Raw genomic sequence first — 16,836 nt, 5'->3', positions numbered from 1 at the left:
AAAGACATCTTTTAATTAAAGTAACCCTTTACCATCAAACGGTGGATCAACTCGCCGAATAAACTGTTTGCCCAAGCAAACCATGGGCGCGTATAATCGGTCGGGGAATTCGGATCGAACCCTTCATGCATGTACCCCGTATCCGCATCCGTCCGCAGCAGTATCTCCAGAAGCTCTCTTACTTCGGTTTCATCTTCTGAGGTAAGAGCCTGCATCGCCAGACTGATCGGCCAGATATACCCTTTTGGCGTATGCGGGCTCCCAATGCCTTTGGCATATTTCCCCTCAAAGCGGTATGGGTTATCACTACTTAGCACAAATCTACGCGTATTCTGATAGACTGGATCGTCAGAGGTCGTGTAACCCAAATAAGGAATCGACAGCAAACTGGGAACATTAGCGTCATCCATCAGGTTGTAATTGCCGAATCCGTCTGTTTCATAGGCATAAATCTTCCCGTACTTGGGATGAAGATAAGTGCCGTAGGTTTGAATGCCAAAGTCTATCTCTTCTCGAAGCTCCGCCGCAAGCTGTACGCACTCCTGATCTTCCCATACAAGCTGGGCAATTTCCTCCATATAACGGAGCACCACGACTGCAAACATATTGGCTGGAATCAAGTAGCCGAACGTACAAGCATCATCGCTTGGCCGAAATCCGGACCAAGTCATCCCTGTATAATTTACGGGCATTCCCATCCGATTATTACGCAATGTATCACTTGGCGGACAATCTATGCGGGCGAATCGGTAAGGAGATTGTTCGGCATGTCTTTGTTCGGTTTTCCATAGCGAGATAATCGTGTGAACCGCTGACCGGAAGGAATCATCGAACATATCCGTCCGTCCGGTCGCCTTCCAAAACAAGTATGACAGTTGGATTGGGTAACAGAGCGAATCGATTTCGTATTTGCGTTCCCAAATCCACGGATTCAGCTCGGTCAGATCCTGATCGTACCTATTATCGTTCGCTTCCTCATTAAACGCATTCGCATAAGGATCGATATGAATATAAGCGATTTGCCTGCGAATCAAGCCCGCTACTATTTCCTGCAGTTCTTTGTCTCCGGCCGTAAGCGGTAGATAATGCCTCACCTGCGCACTGGAATCCCTTAACCACATCGCCGGGATATCCCCGGTGAATACAAATGCGGTATTGTCGTTCATTAGTTTGGTCGTCGTTTCAAGTGTATTCGGATAGCAGTTCTTGAACATGGCGAGCAGCTTCGGATGCCCAGCAAGCTTAATCTCCGCTTCTTCAAGCAAGGAAGTGACAGAATTAGGCAAGGTCATTATTTCCAATCCCCCAGAATATCCTTATAGGCTTCCAAATAATCATCGACAAGCAGCTTAGCAATGGAATAGGAATTAACAAGCGGATGAACAGTGAGTGCCTGAATGGCTAGATCACGCGATTTATGTTTGACAGCCTCAACGGTCAGACGCTCAAACAGCTTCACATTTTTCATTAGCAAGCTCATTTCCTCCGGCACGGAACCGATATGAACTGGCTTTGCCCCGTCTTTCGTGATTATGCAAGAAATTTCGACGACGTCATCATCCGCGAAACCTTCGATGCTGCCTTCATTCGGTACAGATAAAACGATGTTGTTGGTCTCTCCCGTTTGCAACGACTCCACAAAATCCAGCATGACACCTGCATAGCCAAGTGAGTTAGGCAGCTCCAGCTTATCTGTCGGTAGAACAGGCTTCGACTCCGAGTTGGTTTCAATCGCCATATAAGAAGCTTCCCTTTTTTGCGTATAGTACAAATAGGTTTGAATAGCTTCATCCGGGTTGCTCTCAATATCCATCTTACGTAAGATATCCAGCATTTCCTTATTATTCTCTGCGATCATCTGGCCGCGCGTCATACCTGATTTAACGATATTGGCGAAAGCCTTTTCACGGTGGTAATAATAGTACAAATATTCATTCGGCAGAAAAGGAAGTGATTTCAGCAAATCGGTGTCGAACATTTTGAATTCATCCACCCGACTTGTAAAATCAGGATCATTCTTAAGCTCCGCCATAATGTCTTTGCCTTGGTAAATCACTTTAGTCATCCATGACAAATGGTTAAGCCCAAAAAATTCAACTTCAAGCTCCTTCGGATCGATCTCTAACGCTTCCGCCATTCGCAGCTTCGTATGGCTTGGCGAATCACAGATCCCGATCACCTTATCGTAGCCCGCATTTCGTAAGGCTTGCGTAACGAGTCCAGACGGGTTCGAGAAGTTAAAGATCCAGGCCTGGGGTGCAAGCTCTTTAGCAATCTCGCAATATTCCATGAGAACTGGAATCGTCCGAATCGCCATCGAGAAGCCTGCTGGTCCAGTTGTTTCTTGACCTATCACGCCATGCTTTAGAGCGATCTGCTCATCAATATACCGTGACCATTCCTTACCTACACGTACCGTAGTTACAATGTAGTCCGCACCCTTAATCGCTTCGCGGCTATCTGTTGTCGTCTCCAGCTGAAGGTTAATTCCGCTGCGGTCGATTACGATCTGGCATAATTTCGAAATAACAGTAAGCTGCTCCGCATCCGTATCATGAAGAACAAGCTTAGTAATCCCGGCATCTTCGGCTTTTAACGTTAAGCTTTTTGTAAATAACACGGCACGAACCCCGCCGCCTCCAATTAAGGTCAATTTCATAATTACGCCTCCATACGTTCTTTGATGTGATCTCCGAATTGAAGGATAAAGGCCTCAAGCCCATCCTTGTCCGGTGTACCCGTGCTGCCGCCATGAGCTCCGACAGATAGCGCTCCGCAAACATTTCCGTACTGCAAGCAGGTTTCCACATTTTGACCCGTCAAATGTCCATAGATATAACCAGCGTTAAAGGAATCCCCTGCGCCAGTTGTATCTACAGTCTCGGCTGGAAATGCCGAGTGGTACGTGATCCGGCCTTCCTTCATGGCTACGGCCCCTTTTGGACCGAGTTTAACCACAATATGATTGGAATAGCTAGCCATAAAGCGTAAGCTTTCTTCTATATGATCGAAGCCTGTGTAATGAAAAGCTTCCGTTTCGTTCATTAGAAACACATCAAAATAAGCCATTAAATCGAAAACACCCTTAAACCACTCGCCGGAATCATCCCAGCCTACATCGCAAGAAAGGGTTAGCCCCATCTCCTTCAATCCTTTGGCCATCGCTATGAATTCTTCGTGGTTGCGTCTTCCTCTATATCCGGTCACGTGGACATGTTTCCCTTGAGCGAATTGCGACAAGTCCAAATCCCTTATTTGAAGCTCCATATTGGATCCCCCATATGTGATAAAAGACCGATCCGTCTCGGGATTAATCGCAATCGTGATACCGGTGTTACTCGTTTTACTCGTTGCAATCAAGCTGGTATCGATACCATATTGACCGAATTGCTCTCGAACATAATGGCCGTTTCCATCATCCCCCAGAACACCGTTAAAAGCTACATGAAGCCCGAGCTTAGCGAGTGAAATCGCGAACAAAGCCGCTCCCCCGCCAACATGCATCGTCATATTATCAACGAAAATCTCCTGACCAGGCTGAGGAATTTGATTAAGTCCTGCCACAACAAGATCTATATTGGCGTCACCGATGACCACCGCATCAAATTTTTTCAATATACTCTCCCTCTCTCAATCCAGATAAATATTTATGCTTTTACGCTTCTCTATATCTATGTTTTTCTATGCTTATTTGTCTTCCTGATAAGGACCACAGCTATTACGGACAACTAGCTTGTGTTTCAAAATGATATCTTCCTTCGGCGTTTCCGCATCCCCTGTAATCAAACCAAGCAGCGTTTCCACCGTAACTTTCCCCATATCCTGAATAGGCTGCTCCATCGAGGATAACTGTGGACGAACCAACTCCGTCAGTTGGCTTCCATCGAATCCAATGATCGAAATGTCGTCCGGAACTTTCAACTGATGGTCATGAACGCAATTCATAGCCCCTACAGCCATATCGTCACTCACCGCAAATATAGCGGTTGGATGGGTACTGCAAGCTAGAATCTCTTTCATGAGATTGTATCCGCTTTGTATTTTATAATCACCGAACCGAATGAATTCATCTACGATTGGGATGTTGCGCTCGGATAGAGCACCGCGGTAACCGATGTAGCGATTTTGGCCGGAGGTCACGTCTCTCATGTCGCCCCCAATAAACCCAATTCGTTGATGTCCAAGCTCTATCAAATAATTGGTTGCATCGAAGGCTGCCGCATAATCATCAATAATCACAGAAAGGAACGTTTGATCCGATGGCCTTACACTTGAGAAAATAATTGGAATATCCAGCTTATTCAAAAATGCTCGGATTTCATCATTCAATTTTTCGTGCATAATGATAATGCCGTCTACACGCATTTCATTAAATACGTTTAAATATTTGAACTCTTTATCGGTATCCTCAATAATGTTACACACCAGAAGATTGTACTCATTAAGACTCGCTGTTTCTTCAATACTGCTTAGAATGGTGGAGTAAAAGCTTGACGTAAGGTCTGGGACAATGACACCGATGAGGTTCGTCTTTTTCCGTACCAGACTCCTTGCGATATGACTAGGCGCGTAGCCGAGCTCGTCAATAGCTCTCTTCACTCTAGCTTTTAGATCGTCCTTTACATACTTCTCTCCATTAAGCACCCGCGAAACCGTAGTCACGGAAACGCCCGCTTGTTTGGCGACATCCTTAATCTTCGGAGCCAACCTTGTCACCCTACCTTCTCTAAAACTAGTTCTCTTCCAACGAATATCTTAGCTTTTAACTGCACCCTCTGTGATCCCAGCGATGAATTGTCTGCTCACAATGAGGAAGAAGATAATCAATGGAAGGGTAGCCATAAGAGCTCCAGTCATGACCATGGAATAGTCTGCTGTATGAGCCGATTTTAATTGCTGTAAGGCCAACATTAACGTGAATTTGGATGTGTTCGTCAATACGATCAATGGCCACAAGTAATCTTCCCATACGCCCATAAACGTCGTGATAGCGAGAAAGGCAAGCGCAGGTCTAAGAATCGGCAAAGCAACATGCCAATAAAGTCCAAATTTATTACAGCCATCGATTCTCGCTGCCTCGAGCAAATCATCATGAATCGCTAGCGCATATTGCCTGATCCAGAAAATTCCGAATGCACTTGCCATGCCCGGGATAATCAAGGCTTTATAGCTTCCCAGCCACCCGAACTCCTTAATGATGATGAATTGCGGAACGAGCAGCATTTGCGCAGGAATCATCATCGTGGCCATCATGGCAAAAAACAGCAATTTAGAACCTGGGAACTTAAACTTGGCAAACGCAAATCCAGTCAATGAATTGAAAAACAATTGAAGCGTGCAGCTAATCAATGCAATGAAAACCGTGTTGAAGAAGGCACGAACAAAATTGCTTTTCTCCAATACATGATGAAAGTTATTCATAAAATTAGTTCCGAACGTTAACTTCGGAGGAAAAGCAAACATCGCACTGGTCTCATTCGTGGACATGACGATAAGCCAGTAAAATGGAAATATAGAGATCGCGACACCGATCATCAATAAAGTATTTACGATTATCTTTTTGGTCAACACTTCAACAGTCATCTTGTATTCTCCTTTTTATCAATCATCCGATCTGTTGAAAAACTTCCAATTGAGGACGGATAATAAGCCGATGATGATGAATAACACCCATGATACCGCAGCTGCATAACCATAATTCTGATAATTAAAACCTTCCCGGAACATATAGAGAACGATCGTATCGGTACCCGGGTATGGCGGTTGATTTCCAGCTAATACTTGAGGTTCCGTGAAAATTTGAAACCCGCCGATTGTTGACATCATCACGGAGAACAAGATGATAGGTCTGAGCATGGGTATCGTAATTTTGGTGAAAGTTTGAAATAAGGTAGCGCCGTCCAGCTCAGCTGCTTCGTATAGATCTTTGGGAATCCTTTGCAAGCCCGATAAATAAATGACGGCATTATACCCCATATATCTCCATGAAATCATGGCTGCAATAACGACTCTGGCTCCAAATTCAGAATTTAACCATGCGATCTTATGAAGGCCGATTTTTTCCATCAAATAGTTGATTAGCCCGTACTCGTTGCCGAACAAGGACTGAAAGATAATGACGACAGCCACCATAGCTGTTACATTCGGGAGAAAATAGGCAATTCTGTAAAAACCTTTGAATCTTACGATGGATAAATTGATGATATAGGCGACAACCAATGCGCACAGAAGCTGCGGGGCGTTCCCCAATATCCAAAGTGCAATATTGTTGACTAACACCTTCCAAAAAGTCGGATCATGGAACATATAATCAAAATTCTTGAATCCAACATATTTCATTTCCCCAATCCCATCCCATTTATGTACGGCTAAGTACATCGAGAACAAAATGGGAAAAACCGAAAAGATCAGGAACAAAAGATAAAATGGAGAAATAAATAGATACAGTGTTCTGCTCTTATAAATTTCTTTAAAAAGACCTGCCATGCCTATTCCTCCGCTAATTGGATGCGGCGAGGAAGCCAGCTTCCTCACCTAAATCCATTATTTCATTCATTTTCTTACCAATTACGGCTTAGCGTGAAAGCTGCCTTTTAATTTTTTCTTGTGCATCTTTCCAAGCCTTTTCTGGGTCTTTCTTCTGCGTGTCAATTAAACCGATTTCATCCGTCAAAGAAGTACCGACCATATCGTCTCTTGCATCGACAGGTGCGATTTTTACATCTTTTGCCGCGTCAGCGAATATCGGACTCAGATCTTGGTTTGCGAAGAACTCATTTTTATTGACCATATCGGGTTTCGTGTAAACTTCCGGCGTAGACGGATAGTTACCAAATTCCTTATAGCCAGCAACCAGATTGTCAGGGCTCGTAAGGAATTTAATCACTTCATAAGCTTCTTTCGGATTTTTCGTCGATTTCAACAATCCGAAGAATGATCCTCCTTGATTACCCACACCACCAGGCGGGTAGGCAATCTGCCATTTCCCCTTCGTGTCAGGAGCTGCGCCAATCAAATCACCAACTGCCCATGATGCCCCGATGAAAGAAGAAACTTTGCTATTGTTCATTGCGGCATTTTTCTCTGCATCACTAACATTGGGATACGTTAAGCCAGATTGGTAGGCTTTCACAGCCATATCCCAAGCACCTTTGATATGTGCTTGATCTCCAATATATTTCCCATCTTCCGTAAAATAGCCCTGGCTATTTTGGCCGATGATGTTTCTGAAAACATCCACAATGGATAGTAATTGTGATCCTGTTGCGTCTTTCACTTTCTGCTGAAGATTGAAATAATCGCCCCACGTCTTCACTTCGCTCTTAATGGCTTCCGGCGTGCTCGGCACCCCCGCTTTCTCAAACAAATCTTTGCGGTAGTACATAACAAGAGGAGCAACATCGATCGGCAAGCCGATCAAATATTTATTGTCTGCAGACGCAGCCATTTTCCATTTCCAATCCAAATACTGGGGTTGAATGTCCTTAGCGCCTTGATCGTATAAATTCACGAATTTTTCTTTGTAAGGCAGCATGGAAGTAACCCAGCTATCCATCGCTACGATGTCCGGCCCGCTTCCTCCGCCTGATATTGTTGTTTTTAATTTGGTTGCGTAATCTCCCCCGGACGGAAGTTTCTGTGCTTGCAAATCAATATTCGGGAATTTTTTCTTAGCGGCTTCAATCGTTGAATCGGATATCGCACCGTTCCAATACCACATCGTTAACGAAACCTTCTGGTTAGAAGCGCTTTCATTTTGATTAGAACTAGTTGTAGTTGGTTTTTGCGTCGAAGTACTCGTATTATTTTGGTCACCACAGGCAGAAACGACAAGAATCAAACTAAGAGCTAGTGGCACACTGGACAATGCTTTAATTTTCATAGTCTTGTTCCTCCGATTAAATGAAATTTGATAATCATATTAGACATTTGTAATTCCAAGGCTCATTTCAGCTTTCCCCAAACACATACGACGCCATCTTATTTCACGTTATTCATGGCGCTTGCACCACCCTATATGCATTCTTTAGCATAAACATTTCGTCTAAGAATTATTTCTGGTATCGATACCAGAATGATGGGCAAAACGTTCGCAGGGGCTAACCACCTTCCTGTGTAAGATTACAACAATCTGGTATCGATACCAGATTTAGCGCTAAATATCCAAACTAATTGTATCTGAATAAATAATGCGATTTCTGGTATCGATACCAGAAAGTTTACTGTGCTTCTGGTTCATAGTATAAATCGATTATCTTCTTTTGACAATGGCATAAATTTACAAAGGTTAAAATTTTCGCTCTATGAATCTCATTCATTCATAAAGTATTGTATTATACAAATATTAAGGTGATCGAGGTGACACTAAATATATGAAGCTAGAAGTGAAAACGGTACAACTAGCGGACATTGTTCCGCAAATATATCGAGCCGATTATTTTCCGTTTCGTCCAAATGAGCGAATTGGTCCGCGTAAATCGTTCGTGCATTCGTTTGTATACATCTATGAAGGTAAAGGTTTAATAACGATTGGAACAACCGTTTATTCCTGTGCCAGAGAAGAGCTATTTTACATTCCGCCAGGCATGCCTCACTCTTTTCATGCGGATCACCAGCATCCGATGGTCCATGCTTCGATTTACTTTGATTGGATCAACACGATTCCTCGAGTGGGAGATATGTCTTTGTTTCATTTCGGAGACCAGATCTGTGATCCTTCCGAGTGCTCACCTAACGTTGTATTTCAGGATATGCCTGCGATTCCTACCAAAGTGCACGCCCCCAAGCAGATGAGATGGATGGAATTATATCTTCATGTCATCGAAAATATCGAGCAGACACAGCAAGATGCCAAACTTTTTAGAAGGGCTGCCTTTGAGCAATTTGTTTCAGAATTGGCGAACCTTTGGCGGAACCCTACCCTTAAAAGTGACAGAAGAATGCAATTGATCATGAAGCAAATGAAGGAATTTCCTCAACATAATATATCTATTGAGAAATGGGCTTCGCAACTAGGGATTAGCACTTCCTATTTGCATAAGTTATTTATCCAGGAAATAGGCATGAGCCCTCATTCTTATGCGATTAAATGCAAGCTGGAGAGAGCCAAGAAGATTCTGCGTGAGACCAATCTGTCTATCACTGACATCACGGAAGACCTAGGTTTTGGTTCCATCCACTACTTCTCGAGATTATTTACGCAAAATTATGGTGAGTCACCCTCCGCTTATCGCAAACGTTTAAGGGAGGGATATTAAAAGATTAGGATAGTTTTGTACAAATGTAATACATTCCTTCAAAGACAGCTCATAGTGCTTTTGTTATTCTAAATGTGAGTTTCCATCCAGATTGGTGGTTCACAAAGAATAACAATACACTTAGAAAGAATGTGAATCTATGAAATCATTTAAATCTATTCGTTACCGCCAAGTCCATCTGGACTTTCATACGTCCGAGCACATTACTGGCGTTGGTAGCAATTTCGATGAAGAACAATTCATCTCTTGTTTGCAAAGTGCTCAAGTAGATACCATCAACGTCTTCGCTATGTGCCATCATGGTTGGAGTTATTTTGACACGAAAGTCGGGAAGCCCCACCCTCATTTGGAAACGAATTTATTGCCGCGCATGTTAGATGCTTGCAGCAAAAATGACATCGAGGCTCCGATCTATATTACCGTAGGATTTAACGAGCTTTCTGCCCGCGAGCATCCTGATTGGGTGGCAATCGCCCCCGAAGGTGATGACCCTTACGGTCCACCGAAATCAGCAGATCCAGAAGCGCCTCGTTCGACCGGCTTTGACGGTTGGCATATGCTATGTCTGAATACACCGTATTTACAGTATCTTCTGGACTACACGAAGGAAGTCATGGAGAGATTCCAGCCAGTTGGAATCTTTTACGATATCGTCGGAGAATATCCTTGCGTCTGTTCTTTCTGCCGCGACAGCCTCAAAGAAATGGGTCTTGATGAAAACAACCCGGATCACCGTAAGCAATTGGCCAAAAAAGTGTATTTGAATTACTTGCAGAAAACATCCGAACTAATCTGGTCCCATAACCCGGAAACCAGACTGTATCATAACTGCTGCACGGAAAAAATGGGTGAAAAACAATACTACCCTTACTACTCGCATTACGACATCGAATCGCTGCCGACAGGCGGTTGGGGTTATGATTACTTCACCAGCATGGTTCGGTACATTCGCAAACAAGACTTCCAGTATCTTGGAATGACAGGGAAATTCCACAAATCGTGGGGAGAATTTGGCGGATTCAAAAATCCAGCCGCATTGAAGTATGAATGCCAGCAGATGCTAGCCTTCGGAGCAAGAATCTGTATTGGGGATCAGCTTCATCCTGATGGACGAATGGACGAAGAAACCTACCGGATTATTGGGGAAGCTTTCGATGGGATTGCGGCCAAAGAACCATGGTGTAAGGATACGACTAGCCTAGCCGAAATTGCCATCCTTTCAGCCAATGCACGAATGGATGCCGAAGATAGCCGAACAAGCGATATGGGTGCTTATATGATGCTTGAAGAGGGCCACTATTTGTTCGATATCATTGATGACTCAGTGGACTTCTCCGTCTATCGAATTATCGTACTACCCGACTGTATACGAGTATCTGATGCCTTACAGCGCAAACTTGAAGATTATATAGCTGGCGGCGGAAATCTGATTATGAGCGCAGAAAGCGGGCTTCGGTCGGATCGCCCCGAATTTGCCTTGGATCTAGGCGTGGAGTTCGATGGGAAATCAGAGTGGGATGTGGATTACACCCTTGTTACTGATCAACTAACAGGTTCGCTTGTGAGATCCCCTTTTCTCAATTATGAATCGGGTTATAAAGTTCGGGTCGATAGAGCTGAGGTATTGGCCCAAAGCTACAGGCCTTATTTCAACCGGAGGTACGGGCATTTCTGTTCGCATCTTCACGCTCCGGCCAAAGAAGAAGCGGATTATCCGGCAGTTATTAAACACGGCAATATCATCTATCTCGCCCAACCGCTATTTAGGTTGTATCGGAAGCACGGCGTGCAGTTGTATAGGGATTTATTCCTTGCATGTGTCAAACAGTTTATCTCGGCTCCAACGGTGAAAACCGATCTTCCTTCGGCTGGGAAAGTAAATTTGACCCGTCAATCCAATGGGACAGATTACGTGCTGCATTTACTCTATGCCGTCCCCATCTTGCGGGGAGATACCCAAGTCATCGAAGATGTGCTGACTTTAAAGGATATCTCCGTTCAGATCAAATTGGATGAGAAGGTTAAACAAGTCATGCTGCTGCCTGAGATGACGATGATACCTCATAGGACGGATGATGATGGTTATACTTCTGTTTCTGTTAATCTAACTGGTCACCAGATGGTTCTTTTTGAAACCTAAATAAAAGTAAACGGCTTCGCCTTCCTAGAGCGAGAGCGCATTTGCAAAGCAAGCTGTGGCTAAGACTTACATTCGCTGCTCATCCTTGTAAAGTTGCATTTTGTACAACAATAGGCAAGCTAATCCGCGTTTCCACGCGAATTGTTGCATAAAATACACAAATTCCAGCCAATAGTAGCTCTATAGCCTTTAAAAAGGATAAATTGTTGTACAGCATAGATCATCGATTCATTCATTATGTCTTCCTCACCACTTGTAGGTACGACTTAAAATGGTAATATGGAATCGTTCATCCGTTTTGTGATTAGTTTTGGGTATTGTGGTTACCAATGTTGCATTTTCTACAACAATTCACAAGCCAAAGGGCTATTTCGCAACTTGAAGTTGCAGTTTGTACAACATTTTGAACCCATTTGTTACGAAATGGCCTATATAGGACCAAATTGTTGTACGTTGTACAACTTGCCTTTCTAATTCTCCATTTCACTAACTACCCTAGATAGTGTTTTCGCCATATCCCCTAATCCAAAAAAGCCGCCAGGATAATCCTGACGGCCCTTTTCTATTTTACCAATCTCGATCTAATACTAAAAGCCTCGCAGCTGTTCCGATCTATGTATGCTTCGTAACTTTCTCGTTCTTATACGATGAATCGCCATGATACATCCAATGAGTCCGGCGCCTCCAGCGGCAAACCCTGCCAGTACATCGCTTGGATAATGAACGCCAAGATAAATGCGGCTTAACCCAATACATACAACCACAACGACAGTAACAACCGGAATTAGCCAGGCAGCTTTCCAAATTCTACGCACATTGACCCACAATAAGTAGCCGATCAATCCATAGAATAAGCTAGACACCATCGCATGTCCACTAGGAAAGCTGAAGCCATTTTCTTCTATTAACCACATTCCAACAGGGCGCTCACGCTGAAATAGAGCTTTAAACAGTTGATTCAACCCCCACGCTGTCAATACACCAATGAGCAGTACAAGCGTCTCCCATTTGTGCTTAAATTTGATCAGTAGGATCAGGGCTACAACAACGAATACAATGAATTCTGTTATCGCTTTTCCCATTGTAGTAAAAAATAAAGCAATCGGTGTAACAGCGTCACTCCTCAGTGAACGTACAGTACTACCAATACTCTCATCAATTTCCTTTAACCAGCTAGATGACAAGCTTTGAGACAATAGAACAAAACCGATTAATAACACGCAGGCTGCTCCAAATCCCCAGAATAAATCTTTGTACAACGATTTCTCCTGCATAACTTAAGTTCTCCCCCTACTAAACTTCTATGTACGATTTTCCCGGTCGCGAGTCCTTAGTGCCTGTGTCTTTTTCAGAAGCAGCGGTATTAACGCAAAAGCGATGTACATTCCCACTGCGGCATAAAACTTACCCGAACCAATATCTTGCAGTGATGCGCCAAAAACGTTATAAACAACGGCGCCTGGAATTATTCCAATCAGCGTTCCCCACGTATAGTCCCAGAAGCGAATTTTGGAAAGTCCTGCCCCATAACTGACGCCATCAAAAGGAAAGAAAGGCATTAGCCGCATATACAGGACGACCATAAAACCTTTTTCCTCGGCCTTCTGATCGAAAGACTGAAGCTTCTTATTTCGCAAAATCCGCTGAAAGCTCTTGCGGCCCCATTTTCGCGTAATATAGAAAGAGAGCATCGCCCCGGCACCAGCCCCAATCATATCATAGATAGTCCCCCAGAAAGCACCAAACACATAGCCTCCATACAGAGTCAACGGTGTTGCCGGAAATAACACCAATGGACGCAGCGTATAAACAACAATATATAGCAGCCCACCAAGTGGACCTAGGTTTCGCAGCCAATCGGTCAGCCAATCCAAATCCAAGCGCTCCCATACACCGGTCCATTTCAAAACGAGCAGACCAGCAACAGCGATTAAAAACCATAATAATAGTAACCAGAGCGATTTCGAGCGCGCCATGGCTCCCCTCCTTTACCCTGTATTCTTGAGTTCCATCTTACACAAAGCAAGGGCTACATATCAACCCATTGGCATGCAAATGAAAAAAGCCCCACCCGCTGAAGACGAGTGAGACTCCTAAGACCAAACAATTATTTAAGCCAACCATTGCTTCACTTTCGAAGCAAAATTGTTCAGCATCTCCTGCGAGCCATATTGACCGCTGAAATCTTCAATGCCGAGGTAACCGTCGTAGCCGACCGCTTTTAAGTCATTCAGCAGTTGCTTCCAATTGACGATCCCTTCGCTTAGTGGTGACCACTCGCTTTTCCAGAGTTTGATGCCATCTTGCTCTTCGCCAGTTGGGACCCATCTTGCATTTTTAACATGAACATGCGCTAGATAAGGTCCGAGCAGCTCAAGACCCATGCGGAAATTCTCGTATCCTTCATGCACCATGTTGCCTGCATCATGCAGAACCCCAATGTGATCTGAATTGAAGTTGGCAACCAAGCGATGTGCCAATCCAGCACTTGGTGTGATCGTATTATGGTGGATTTCAGTTAAGGCTTTAACGCCATACTGCTGAGCAAATTCCTGCACATGATGTAAATAGTCCACAGCCGTTGCATACAAGTCATTATAATTCTTGCTCTTGTCATAGCCAGGAACACCAACGCGAATGAAGGAAGCTCCTATTTTCTGAGCCGTTTTGAAAACATGCTCGGTCTCTGCAACATGACAAGCGTTTAAGTACGGGGTGATACTCAAGTTCACTAAGTTATTGTTAACAGCAGCGAGTCGGAATCGTTCCAATTCTTCATCCGAACCATTCGGATCAATGGAACAAAGATTATTTCTCCAGAAAGATGGCTTCTCATTTACCGCGTCAGCAGGAATATCTTTAAAACGCCATTCAATGCCTTCAATCCCGGCAGCAACGGCCGCCTTTGCTAGTTCTTCTGGTGTCAGGTCAGGTGTAGCTACAGTAAACACGGATAATTTCATTTCAATATGCCTCCTAATTTCATTTGGGGCCCCCGCAAAGCATTGTCTAAACTCTTATCGAAGCAATTCGGTGATGTATAACCGCTTTAAATGGTAAGTTTAGACGCCGATCGAGCTAAAGCTCGATGCGGACGGAATATGCTTCAGAGCAGGTTGATTGTTTATCTATTCTTTATTTTGCAGTATAATAAAAACGTATTCATTGCATTAATTGGGCAAAAGTTTGCTAATATTGACTCCAGCTAAATAGAGGAGAGCCTCACATGCAGGAACTTTACCAGAATCTACATCGCATGATCAATTTCAGACATGCCGTGACCCATGATCCGATTCCATTGGATTTTCACCAGCACCAAGACCAATATGAAATTTATTTTTTCCTTACTGGAGATGTTCATTATTTCATCGAAAAACAGGTTTACCCTTTGCAGTATGGGGACCTGCTGATCATGCACAGTAATGAATTGCACAGACCTAATTTCCAATCCAAAAAACAGCGATATGAGAACGTCGTGATCCATTTTAATCCTAGGCTGGTGGAGACGTTTAATTCTCCGCAGTTTAACTTGCTCGATTGCTTCAATAACCGGATATTTGGTGAGCAAAACCGGATGCGGCTGACTCCGCAGCAAATTGATGACATTATGAAGCTTTATGAGCGCATGGAAATGCATAAGCGACCTCAAGCGCTCCCAGGATCGGAAATCCTGTTTGTTTCAGCCTTTATCGAGCTGCTCGTGTTTATCAATCGAATTTTCCAAAACCAGGGCAAACAAGAGGAACAGATCATGATTCCCGACAAGCTCTCCTCTCTATTCACCTATATTGACGAAAATTTAGATCAAGATCTATCGCTCGAGGTACTGGAACACGTCGTATTCATGAATCGTTCCTACCTATGCAGGCTGTTCAAAAAACACACAGGCAGCACCATTCATGAGCATATTTTGTTCAAGCGCATCGCCAAAGCGAAACAGCTGCTGCGCGAGGGCTCTACCGTCACAGATACGTGCCAGCTAGCAGGCTTCAACGACTACTCCAACTTTATCCGAACGTTTAAGAAGGCTGTCGGCCTTCCTCCTCGGCAGTACCAGGCCCAGCAGCGGCGGGTTTAATTGTAGACTGCGAGTTGAGCAGACGGCTAGATACCGAATGAAAAAGGTGCATTTGAAAAGGTTGCTAGACAGCAATTGAAGAAGTGCCATTGAAAAGGTCGCCAAACAGAAATTGAAAAAGGTCATAGAAAAAGGTCGCCCAAGTCTTTGTGACTTTGGACAACCTTTTTTTGTTGGGACTATGGAGAGGGTAATCGGAACAGGATGAAATCCTGAGAATAATTACCGAATATCTCGTCTACTCTATTTTAGCTTTTCCGGATTCAGCTGTAGAAGCTCAGGCAGTACGAAAATACCGTCCTTACGAATCAGCACATCGTCAAACCAAATTTCGCCGCCGCCGTATTCCGGACGTTGGATATTCACGATATCCCAGTGCAGGGAGGATTTGTTGCCGTTGTAAGCATCATCGTAGCAATTTCCTGGTGTGAAGTGGAAGCTGCCGTCGATTTTCTCATCGAAAAGCGTATCTTTCATCGGCTCTTGAATGTAAGGATTCACGCCAATCGCGAACTCCCCTACATAACGCGCACCTTCATCCATATCGAAAATTTCATTAATTCGATCTGTATCGTTAGCTGTTGCTTTTATGATTTTACCATTTTCGAATTCAAGTACGATATTCTCAAAAATGAAGCCATCATGAGGCGTTGGTGTGTTGTAGGAAATGATACCATTCACCGACTCTCGAACTGGAGCAGAGTAAACCTCGCCATCCGGGATGTTGAGCTCCCCATCACATTTAACGCCGCCGATTCCTTTAATCGAGAACGTCAAATCCGTGCCTGGTCCAACGAGGCGCACTTTATCCGTGCGATCCATTAGTTCTTTCAAAGCATCCATAGCTTTGGACATTTTGCCATAATCCATCGTACATACGTTGAAGTAGAACTCCTCGAACTCATCTGTACTCATGCTAGCAAGCTGCGCCATGGAGGATGTCGGGTAACGAAGAACGACCCATCTCGTATCCTTCACGCGGACATCAAAATGAACCTGTTGATAATAAATCGAATTGTACAGCTTCATCCGATCTGCCGGAATATCCGACAGTTCATAAATATTGGCTCCGCCGCGTACACCTATGTAGCCTTGCATTTGTTTCATTTGGAAAGCATCGGCATCTGCCCATGTTTGCATTTGAGCATCAGTACCGTTCATGATGAGCTGACGCATAATCACATGATCCCTTACATTGACGAAAGGGTGCGCGCCAGCTGCGTGAACCTTTTTCACGATCTCTTTGACAAGAGCAGAATCAATGCCATACGCTTCTATCAAAATATTTTCGCCAGGCTGCGCCTTAACCGAATAATTCACAAGCACATCAGCGAGTTTCGTTAATCTTGGATCCAGCATAC

The 16,836-nt window shown here is 44.0% G+C and carries 14 protein-coding genes; 3 read left to right on the top strand and 11 right to left on the bottom strand.

Annotated features, from left to right (window positions below; translation table 11 throughout):
* Positions 1-11: 11 nt before the first annotated feature.
* The 7 genes from ASD40_RS15825 to ASD40_RS15795 all read right to left on the bottom strand — a co-directional run bounded on the left by ASD40_RS15825 (position 12) and on the right by ASD40_RS15795 (position 7,882).
* Positions 12-1,292 carry a glycoside hydrolase family 125 protein gene (locus ASD40_RS15825; protein WP_057304196.1) on the bottom strand — a complete coding sequence of 427 codons (1,281 nt, stop codon included), beginning with the start codon at positions 1,290-1,292 and terminating at the stop codon, positions 12-14.
* Positions 1,292-2,659 (bottom strand): family 4 glycosyl hydrolase, encoded by a 1,368-nt coding sequence (locus ASD40_RS15820; RefSeq protein ID WP_057304195.1) that lies wholly within the window; start codon positions 2,657-2,659, stop codon positions 1,292-1,294. The genes ASD40_RS15825 and ASD40_RS15820 overlap by 1 nt, the downstream gene beginning before the upstream one ends.
* A gap of 2 nt (positions 2,660-2,661) precedes the next feature.
* The gene (locus ASD40_RS15815) at positions 2,662-3,615 is read right to left on the bottom strand and encodes a carbohydrate kinase family protein (RefSeq protein ID WP_057304194.1); all 954 of its coding nucleotides are present in this window, start codon (positions 3,613-3,615) and stop codon (positions 2,662-2,664) included.
* A gap of 72 nt (positions 3,616-3,687) precedes the next feature.
* Positions 3,688-4,707, bottom strand: coding sequence for a LacI family DNA-binding transcriptional regulator (locus tag ASD40_RS15810; protein ID WP_057304193.1), 1,020 nt, complete (start codon positions 4,705-4,707; stop codon positions 3,688-3,690).
* A 48-nt stretch (positions 4,708-4,755) separates the two neighbouring features.
* A complete protein-coding gene (locus tag ASD40_RS15805) occupies positions 4,756-5,583 on the bottom strand; it encodes a carbohydrate ABC transporter permease (RefSeq protein ID WP_057304192.1) in 828 nt (275 codons plus the stop codon).
* An 18-nt stretch (positions 5,584-5,601) separates the two neighbouring features.
* Positions 5,602-6,486, bottom strand: coding sequence for a carbohydrate ABC transporter permease (locus tag ASD40_RS15800; RefSeq protein ID WP_057304191.1), 885 nt, complete (start codon positions 6,484-6,486; stop codon positions 5,602-5,604).
* An 88-nt stretch (positions 6,487-6,574) separates the two neighbouring features.
* Positions 6,575-7,882: an ABC transporter substrate-binding protein gene (locus ASD40_RS15795; protein ID WP_057304190.1), complete on the bottom strand. Its 1,308-nt coding sequence runs from the start codon at positions 7,880-7,882 to the stop codon at positions 6,575-6,577.
* 490 nt (positions 7,883-8,372) lie between these two features.
* Between ASD40_RS15795 and ASD40_RS15790 the strand changes: the two genes are divergently transcribed.
* Both ASD40_RS15790 and ASD40_RS15785 read left to right on the top strand, forming a co-directional pair.
* Positions 8,373-9,257, top strand: coding sequence for an AraC family transcriptional regulator (locus tag ASD40_RS15790; RefSeq protein WP_057304189.1), 885 nt, complete (start codon positions 8,373-8,375; stop codon positions 9,255-9,257).
* A 139-nt stretch (positions 9,258-9,396) separates the two neighbouring features.
* The gene (locus ASD40_RS15785; RefSeq protein WP_057304188.1) at positions 9,397-11,397 is read left to right on the top strand and encodes a beta-galactosidase trimerization domain-containing protein; all 2,001 of its coding nucleotides are present in this window, start codon (positions 9,397-9,399) and stop codon (positions 11,395-11,397) included.
* A 587-nt stretch (positions 11,398-11,984) separates the two neighbouring features.
* Here ASD40_RS15785 and ASD40_RS15780 read toward each other — a convergent pair.
* From ASD40_RS15780 to ASD40_RS15770, 3 genes are all read right to left on the bottom strand, one after another.
* Positions 11,985-12,671: a phosphatase PAP2 family protein gene (locus ASD40_RS15780; protein ID WP_057304187.1), complete on the bottom strand. Its 687-nt coding sequence runs from the start codon at positions 12,669-12,671 to the stop codon at positions 11,985-11,987.
* A gap of 27 nt (positions 12,672-12,698) precedes the next feature.
* A complete protein-coding gene (locus ASD40_RS15775; RefSeq protein ID WP_057304186.1) occupies positions 12,699-13,373 on the bottom strand; it encodes a TVP38/TMEM64 family protein in 675 nt (224 codons plus the stop codon).
* 135 nt (positions 13,374-13,508) lie between these two features.
* Positions 13,509-14,360, bottom strand: coding sequence for a sugar phosphate isomerase/epimerase family protein (locus tag ASD40_RS15770; protein ID WP_057304185.1), 852 nt, complete (start codon positions 14,358-14,360; stop codon positions 13,509-13,511).
* A gap of 263 nt (positions 14,361-14,623) precedes the next feature.
* Here ASD40_RS15770 and ASD40_RS15765 point away from each other — a divergent pair, with 263 nt between their 5' ends.
* Positions 14,624-15,475, top strand: a complete 852-nt coding sequence (locus ASD40_RS15765; protein WP_057304184.1) for an AraC family transcriptional regulator — start codon at positions 14,624-14,626, stop codon at positions 15,473-15,475.
* 243 nt (positions 15,476-15,718) lie between these two features.
* Here ASD40_RS15765 and ASD40_RS15760 read toward each other — a convergent pair whose 3' ends face one another.
* Positions 15,719-16,834 carry an aminopeptidase gene (locus ASD40_RS15760; protein ID WP_057304183.1) on the bottom strand — a complete coding sequence of 372 codons (1,116 nt, stop codon included), beginning with the start codon at positions 16,832-16,834 and terminating at the stop codon, positions 15,719-15,721.
* Positions 16,835-16,836: the final 2 nt, after the last annotated feature.

The sequence above is a fragment of the Paenibacillus sp. Root444D2 genome (assembly GCF_001426375.1).
Classification (GTDB): domain Bacteria; phylum Bacillota; class Bacilli; order Paenibacillales; family NBRC-103111; genus Paenibacillus_E.
Note: the sequence above shows the minus strand (reverse complement) of the source record. Positions and strands in the feature narration are given on the sequence as shown.